The sequence below is a fragment of the Acidithiobacillus sp. TH-A36 genome, assembly GCF_057473445.1.
Genome location: NZ_JBYCKP010000643.1, coordinates 1 through 3,113, shown reverse-complemented (window position 1 = coordinate 3,113; position 3,113 = coordinate 1). Strand labels below are relative to the sequence as shown.

Annotated in this window: 5 protein-coding genes and 1 pseudogene; 1 reads left to right on the top strand and 5 read right to left on the bottom strand. The window is 49.1% G+C overall.

The features are described 5' to 3' along the window. Positions 1 to 349, top strand: a pseudogene (locus tag AC2VLY_RS16120) (type IV secretory system conjugative DNA transfer family protein); the annotation flags it as partial. Between the two features lie 147 nt (positions 350 to 496). Here AC2VLY_RS16120 and AC2VLY_RS16115 read toward each other — a convergent pair. From AC2VLY_RS16115 to AC2VLY_RS16095, 5 genes are all read right to left on the bottom strand, one after another. Further along, positions 497 to 691 carry a hypothetical protein gene (locus AC2VLY_RS16115; protein WP_486893554.1) on the bottom strand — a complete coding sequence of 65 codons (195 nt, stop codon included), beginning with the start codon at positions 689 to 691 and terminating at the stop codon, positions 497 to 499. A 283-nt stretch (positions 692 to 974) separates the two neighbouring features. Next, positions 975 to 1,220 carry a hypothetical protein gene (locus AC2VLY_RS16110; protein ID WP_486893552.1) on the bottom strand — a complete coding sequence of 82 codons (246 nt, stop codon included), beginning with the start codon at positions 1,218 to 1,220 and terminating at the stop codon, positions 975 to 977. Between the two features lie 42 nt (positions 1,221 to 1,262). Continuing rightward, positions 1,263 to 2,372: a hypothetical protein gene (locus AC2VLY_RS16105; RefSeq protein ID WP_486922636.1), complete on the bottom strand. Its 1,110-nt coding sequence runs from the start codon at positions 2,370 to 2,372 to the stop codon at positions 1,263 to 1,265. A 31-nt stretch (positions 2,373 to 2,403) separates the two neighbouring features. Further along, a complete protein-coding gene (locus tag AC2VLY_RS16100; protein WP_486893549.1) occupies positions 2,404 to 2,676 on the bottom strand; it encodes a hypothetical protein in 273 nt (90 codons plus the stop codon). Beyond that, positions 2,673 to 3,113 (bottom strand): phospholipase D-like domain-containing protein (locus AC2VLY_RS16095; protein WP_486893547.1); only part of this gene is annotated, 441 nt, incomplete at its 5' end. The genes AC2VLY_RS16095 and AC2VLY_RS16100, both read right to left, overlap by 4 nt.

Genomic DNA, 3,113 nt, shown 5'->3' with positions numbered 1-3,113 from the left:
GCTCTACTTCAAGAACCCGGAATGGCTCGATCGCGCATCCATCCGGTGGCCGGAAAAGAGCGATTCCATCCCCGGAGCCAGGAAGGACTACAAAGCCATTCTGGGAGAGTCTGGCGGAACGCTGCCCGTCCCACATATTGAGAAGAAACCAGAAGAGGGATCCAAGGGGCAGGAGCCTGTCGAGGAAATCTCAGACGCTGAGAAAGAGGCCCTGGCGGCTACTCAGTCCGAACTCAATGTTATTGCCGGGGAGAAGCCGGTTGGCGAGGGGAAATATGACGCCAGCGAGCGGGACGCGGATAGGGCGTCCTTTGCGGGATTGGCGGGGGATAGTGACGACGGGGGATGAAAGTGGTGCTTTGTACATCCTCCGCTACCTGAAGGAAGCAGGATTGTATCCTGCCACCAGCAGCCGGTATCTGCATTTGCTGGATGGTTGATCCTCCGCCTATGGGCGAAGCAACATTAACCGTAGTTGTGGGTAAATCTCAAATCATTAAGCACCATACCAAACAACCAAGGTAATAATAACAGCCAAGGCAAGATGCCACTTTACACGATTGTTATCGTAGATATTTTTAAGATTTTCGTCCAATAAATGCGATATACCATCAAGCGCGGTATGTCCTACAACTTGAAAAAAGATATGCTGCCCGATGCTTGCAGATTCAAAAGTTTGTTTCCTGGCCATCTAACCGCCCCCTATAAAAAACAGAATAATGGTGTAGAATAGCACTGCCACGGCAGAAAGCAATAAGTATGCCACAAACCATTCAGATCAGTTCTAACCCATGTGCGGCAACCCCCGCACAATCTTCATCGTTTCCACACTCACCTGCACCACCCGCCCAATCAGTTCCAGTGGGTATCAGGGATTGTGCATAGTCCCCACCGCCCAGGCACTGGCATTATTGACGATGCCGCTATCCTTGTCGGTCTTGACGCATTGGCGATCCACCACCCAATCCATCGCGTCATTTTATTTCGCTGATTTGAGTATCAACTTCAATATCAGTTGACCCGCAGGAACATTTAGCATATTCGTTTGGATCAATTCTCTTGCGTCCGACAAGGTAATCGCAGGATGGAGAATCGGTGAATGGAGTAAAACCTTTCCAAGATATTTCTGATCGGTTCCAATCATCACTGGATGATACCTTGAAACCAGTTTTACCGCATTTCTTACACGTCGCTTTATAGTAACAATGTTCCCAACTCATGTTCAATACCTCCTTAGACCAGCGCAGTTACCTATTCCTTTATTACTCAGCATTGGCGAGGCGGGCGGCCTCTTGCTTGATGACTTCTTGTTTCGCTCTTTCCTGATCCTGAACGACGTAGGTTTTTTGAAACGCAGCGATGAGATCGGTGTTGCATTGATCGGCACGGTTGAAAGCTGTATTGACTTGAGCGCAGAAACCAACACCCCCGTTACCGCAGCCATGAAGAGCATCTTGTTTCATCGCATAATCAAGGCCAGGAACCGATTTGATGTGTATGGTGCCCTTTGTATAATTCGCATCCGATGATAGGTCGTTCAAGCTATATCCAATATCATTTGAGTCATACCAGTCATCATTGATGCTGTATAAAATTTGGTTTCTTTCAAAGCCGTTATGCACTGAATTTGGCGGTGTAACTTTTTGTTCTTGAAGTTTTTCTTCCATAACTTTAGTTGTTTTTATGAAAGCCTCTCTGACACCTTTGAGTCTAGATTCAATCTTGGCGGTGTATGGGCAATAATTATCAAAGACCTTCCTGGATTCAGTTTCGACATGGAGACGACGCTCGGCATCCTTCCTCTGTTCTTGCAGTCTTTTTTCGGTGGCGGCCGCGCTCGCTCCAGCATTGGCTGCATCAGAGAGGGTTGCGACTTGACGATTAAAAAAAGATGGATTGGACTTGTTAAGGGTCACTGTCAATATACCTTGTTTATTGGTATGCCCTTCACTAAGCTGCATCCTGCCGTCTTTTAATACCCCAGACATGGACGTTACCTTAGCAAAAACTTGTGGAACACCTGTTTTGCGAAGCGATAGAACGATTGTTTCGCCACTCACGGCACCAGTAACGGAAAAGCTTGTCTCATTTAATTGTTGCCCGCTTGAAGCTAAAACGACCTCATCCATGCGACCTTGAACCTGCCCGCCTGATAACTGCACAACTTGCAGCATAATTGCTGCGTTTGAGTAGTTTGAAACGTACGTTCCAGAGATGTTCTCCGCAGCAAGTGCAAGGGGCGAAATGAGCAGCGTGCTGCACCCTATAAAGATCAAAGTGTGAAGTTTCTTTAAGGGTGTGCAGATACTTCTTGCTATCTTGCTGTTGGTGACGTATTGGATGATTAAATTCCAGTGACATTGTTGATTCACAGAGACTCCTCGTCAAAATGGGCTTAAAACTTCATTGAATCCGCTCGATGGTCCGTTTCTTCCGAAACGTCACGGGAATATTTTTGGCGGGATCACGACGCTCTGGATGGATCTTCGCGGGAATGGTCTTCTCCGGCAGTTCCAGATCCCTGGGATACCAGAAAGACGATGGTTTTTCCTGACTGGAATCAGGATTGCCTGCATCCGGAGAGGATTTTTCAGTATCCAGAAAGGATGTGCTTTCCTCGATAGGTTTTGCTCGGCCTCCGTACTGGGGCGCGTAGAATCTGCCATACTGCTTCATCGTGCCGCCGCCCAATCCCGGTCAAACTGCGCCCTGAGTTGGGTGACTGCCGCGCCATTCAGCAGCAGCCCAATTTCCCGGCTATACTCCAGGCTGGTCCGGGTCAGGTTCTCGCTCCCCACAAAGGCCAGATTTTGAGAAATTATCGCCTTAGAATGCTGGTAAATCGGCTTCACAGGCAACAACCGCACCTGCACCCCATGCTGCTCCAGAAAGGCCACATCCTGTTTGTCCTGGGCATTGATGCTGGCAGGCAGGATGACCCTTGCAAGATGTCCTTTGGCGGCAATCGCGTCCAGTGTGGGCTTGTACGGCCCCATTTCCTCGCTCTCAATCTCTATCGGCCCCGGCTGATTGATAACCTCAAGGATTTGCGCGGCAGACGTGCCGGGAGAGAGGACCAGAACCTGATGGGCATAAGCCGGTGCCCGCCGGTT

Bases quoted from the DNA above. Each gene is read 5' to 3' on its own strand.
- AC2VLY_RS16115 (WP_486893554.1), bottom strand. From the start codon at position 691: ATGGCCAGGAAACAAACTTTTGAATCTGCAAGCATCGGGCAGCATATC.
- AC2VLY_RS16110 (WP_486893552.1), bottom strand. From the start codon at position 1,220: ATGAGTTGGGAACATTGTTACTATAAAGCGACGTGTAAGAAATGCGGT.
- AC2VLY_RS16100 (WP_486893549.1), bottom strand. From the start codon at position 2,676: ATGAAGCAGTATGGCAGATTCTACGCGCCCCAGTACGGAGGCCGAGCA.